This is a genomic window from Leucobacter sp. M11, assembly GCF_035726885.1.
Lineage (GTDB): Bacteria > Actinomycetota > Actinomycetes > Actinomycetales > Microbacteriaceae > JAPFRB01.
In genome coordinates, this window is sequence record NZ_JAPFRB010000001.1 from 376,115 (window position 1) to 379,668 (window position 3,554).

2 protein-coding genes and 1 pseudogene are annotated in these 3,554 nt (G+C 73.3%); all 3 read right to left on the reverse strand.

Translation table 11 applies throughout. The annotated features are described in order from the left end of the window. Positions 1–745, reverse strand: a pseudogene (locus OOT08_RS01885) (hypothetical protein); the annotation flags it as partial. Positions 746–880: 135 nt separating this feature from the next. After that, positions 881–1,546, reverse strand: a complete 666-nt coding sequence (locus OOT08_RS01890; RefSeq protein WP_325090866.1) for an HdeD family acid-resistance protein — start codon at positions 1,544–1,546, stop codon at positions 881–883. Positions 1,547–1,586: 40 nt separating this feature from the next. Then, a partial coding sequence (locus OOT08_RS01895) for a hypothetical protein (RefSeq protein ID WP_325090867.1) occupies positions 1,587–3,554 on the reverse strand: 1,968 nt, incomplete at its 5' end.

Consider the following 3,554-nt stretch of genomic DNA (forward strand, 5'->3'; position numbering starts at 1 on the left):
TCTGGACCTCGATCGTGGCGACGCTCGGCATTGCCTTCTGGGCGATCGCGGACACGGCGGTCGTGTTCTCGGGGTTCGTGATCGTGACGTTCCCGCCCGAGCCGCTGCTGCTCGTCTGCGCGTTGTCCTGCTGCCCGCTGAGCATCGCCGCCGTGACCCCGGCGCCGCCGGCACCGCCCAGGAGAGCCGCCGCGAGCACGCCCGCGGTGATCATCCCGGCGCGGCTCTTTCCCGCGGACTCCGGACGCTTCTGCTTCTGCTTGGGCGGCGGGGCGTAGCGGTACTCGGGCAGGGGCGTGGTGTCCCCCGGGTTCGGGAGCTGGGCCGCGGGCTGGCCGAAGGCCGCCCCCGGCTGGTGCCCGGGCGAGAACGGTGCGTCACCGGGGCGGTGCGCTCCCGGTGCCTGCGGCATCGTTGGGGCCTGCGGCGTCACGGGTGCCTGCGGCGTCGCTGGTGCCTGCGGCAGCGGGGGCTGCTGCGCGGCGGGCCATCCGCTCGGGGCGTCCGGCGTCTGCGGGGTGCCCGGCGTCTGCTGGGCGTGCGGTGCCTGGGGTGCCTGGGGTGCGGCTGCCGGGCGCTCGGGGGCGGAGTCCGCCTGGCCGGGGAGCAGGTTGTGGGGCACACCGGTCGAGGGCGCCGCTGGTGCGTGATCGGGCTCGGCGGCTGCCGAGGCGGCGCGCGCGGCCTCCTCGGGGGTGGTGCCGTCGTTGCCGTTCGGGCGGGGCGTTTCGGGGGTCTCGTTCATGTGATTTCCTTCCCTGTAGCCAACAGCTTTCCGCGGAACCCTATGCGAACTGTGTGAGCGGACTGCGGGACGGCTGAGCTTTGCTCAGACTCCGCCGTCCCGCGGCCGCTCGGGCGCGAGCGCCGGGGATCCGGCTCAGACGCGGGGCGTGCCGTCGGCGTCGGTCACGATCGTGGTCCGGGTCGCCCGCAGACCGTCGAGGCTCTTGCTGACCGCGTTGCGGGTCACGAGCGACCAGATCACGAAGGCCACGCCGAACACCACGGCCCAGAGGCCGACGATCCAGAGGAAGCTGAGGGCGGTCTGCACGGGGTTCGTGATCGTGAAGATCGCGAGGAACAGGCCGAGCAGGATCGTCAGGACGTTGGCGACGATGCCCATGACCCAGCTGCCCCCGGCCGTGCGGGTGGCCAGGCTCGCCCGGACCCCGATGACCCCGGCAATGATCGACCAGATAACGATGCCCCAGATCACCACGAGACCGAAGACGGTGAAGGTGAGCAGGCTCGGCAGGAACAGCAGCGCGACACCGGCGAGGATCGAGACGACGGCCTGGAAGACGGTCCAGCCGAAGCCGTCGTATTCCTTCCGGTACCGGAAGGCGGCGTAGAGCAGCAGCAGGCCGTCGGCGATCGTGTAGATCGCGAAGGCGAGCACGAGCGCCTCGGCCGCCGTGCTCGTCCAGATCATCGCGATCAGGCCGAAGACGATCGCGAAGATGCCGCGAACGAGGAGGAGCCACCACAGTCGGTTGATGCTGTGCCGAACGGGTTCGGTGATATCGGTCTGTGTGCGCTTCATGGTGGCCCCCTCGAATGGTGCGTACGGTAAGACCCTCAGCCTAGCGTTTGACGGCCCCGTCGCGGCGGTGCTTTCTCAGACTGAGCGGCAGGATTCCCGCCCCGGCGGCGGCGGTTGCGAGCGCGACGCCGAGCAGGGCCCCGCTCCCGCGACCAGGTCCCCCGGTCTGGGCGAGCGGGCCGCGCGCGTCCGGTGCGCCCTCCGGTTTCGGGGCGGGGGCGGGCGGCTCGGGCTCGGCGACGAGCGCCACGGTTTCCGCGGGCACCCCGTAGTCGTCGCACCAGGGCTCGACCAGGCCGGGCTCGGCGGGGTCGGTGCCCTCCGGGTCCGTGCACCAGCGGACCGTCACCCAGCCGCTGCGCTCGGGCAGGGTGAGCTTCGCGGAGGTTCGGCTGTGGCCGGGAAGCAGGCTGGACTCCAGATCGGCAATCGGCTCGGCGTCCGCGGGCGGCTCCGGCTGCTGCTCGGGTCGGGTCTCGGACCAGTAGGCGGTGCCCCGGAGCCGGATCGGGGCCTCCTCGCCGCCCACGCGGAGCCGCCCGCCTGCCGCGCCAATGTTCCGGACCTCCGCGTCGATCACATCCTCGACGACCGCGCCGGGCCGGGCGGTCTGCTCGCTGAGCTCGGTCCGGAAGCGGAGCGCCATCGGCCGCAGCTGCGTCTCGTTCGGGAGCCCGTAGCGATCCACGAATCGGTATCCCGCGGGCACGGCCTCGGCGCTCGCCGCGAGGTCCTGCCGCTCCGCGTCGATCCCGCACACCGCGGTGTAGAAGCCAGCCTCCCCCAGGGGTTCGGGGAAGTCGATCTCGACGGGTTCCGCCCCCGGGTCCGCGGTGCCCCCGCCGAGGGTCAGCCGGACCGGGCCTGAGGCGAGTGTGGCGTCCTCGGGCACCTCGTCCCGGGGCTCGGGCGCGTCCCGAGTGGGGCCGTAGAGCGAGCACTCCGCCGTGACCGGCAGGTAGGTGCCGTCGCTCAGCCGACGCCAGGGCCGGCTGCCCTCCGCGAGCTCGGCGCGCACCCGATCCCGCAACCGCTCCCCCGCGGCCACGACCCGGGACGGCACGGCGGTCGTCAGCTCCGGCGCGAAGCGCAGCTCGGTGGCTGCGCTCCCGCGCAGGGTGAAGCGCTGCTCCCGGGTCCGCTCCCCGGCCCCGGCCATGTCTTGAAACTCCCCGCCGCTCCGCCAGAGCACGATGCTGGCCCCCGCGCGCCCGCCGGGCAGCGTGAATTCGCCCTCCGCCCGAATCCGGAGTTCGCCCAGGTCCGCGTCGATCGGCTCGGCGACGTAGCGCAGCTCGGCGTTCCCGGTGATCGCGCGGACGGCGGCGCTCGGCTCAGCGGGCACGCTGTCCGTCCCCTCCGCCGCAAAGGCCGCCCCCTCGCCGAGCCGAACCGTGCCGCTCGCCCCGCGCGGCAGCCCCGTCACGCTGACCGTGCCCTCGTAGCGCTGCGGCCCGCCGAGCCCGGTGTCCGCCGGAGCATCGGCCTCGGTTTCGGTCTCGGCGGCGACGGGCCGGGGCTCGCTCACCCGAACCGAGCCGCCGGGCTTCGGCGCATCGCTCAGGGCGGCGTCCATGAGCGTGCCCAGGCGGCGTCCCTCCGCAAGGATCTTCGCGCGCAGGGCGTTGTCCCCGATCGCCTGCACGAAAAACTCGTTCTCGCCCGTGAACGGATCGATCGTGCCGGGGTGGCGCAGCCAGATCGCCACGGCCACGGAGGCGGCGATCACCGGGTCCTCTGTCTGCCCGTGCTCGGTGATGAGCCAGCCGACCTTCGCCACCTCGGCGTCGCTCCAGCCGCGGTAGGAGCCGACCACGCTCCGCTTCTGGGCCGGATCCGAGGCAAGCGAGGGGGTCTGCTTGCCCCATTCCAGGCAGTAGACCAGCGTGCCATCGGGGGCCCGGTAGGCCCCCACGTTGCTCATCCGGTACGGGTTCGGCAGGATGAACCCGGCCCCGGCGGTCACGACGGCCTCGGCCGGGCTCGCCTGCGTGAGCACCGGGAGCGT

Excerpts from the sequence above, each read along its gene's own strand:
- OOT08_RS01890 (WP_325090866.1), bottom strand. The coding sequence starts at position 1,546 with ATGAAGCGCACACAGACCGATATCACCGAACCCGTTCGGCACAGCATC.